Annotated in this window: 1 protein-coding gene; it reads right to left on the minus strand. The window is 43.1% G+C overall.

Annotated elements, in window-relative coordinates; translation table 11 throughout:
- On the minus strand, positions 1–246 hold a 246-nt coding region (locus U0R11_RS13690; RefSeq protein ID WP_406752403.1), incomplete at both ends, for a hypothetical protein.

Consider the following 246-nt stretch of genomic DNA (forward strand, 5'->3'; position numbering starts at 1 on the left):
GGGTGAAGGTAAAGGTTCCTGCACCAGCATTACCTGTGAATTTCAGACCTAAACTAGTCAAGTTCGCAACTCCACTGCTGAAGTCTGCTGCATTATTCAATATAGTTGTTCCAGACAATCCAGTGATCGCTCCTGTTAAAGTAGTCGTTACCGTAATATTATTGCCGGATGCATTGAAGTTCGTTACGGTATTTCCATAAACATCTAGTGCCGTTAAGGTATTCGTTCCTGTGAAGGCAGTGCCAT

Origin of the sequence: Aquirufa salirivi, from assembly GCF_045310485.1 — a bacterium.
Classification (GTDB): Bacteria; Bacteroidota; Bacteroidia; order Cytophagales; family Spirosomataceae; genus Aquirufa; species Aquirufa salirivi.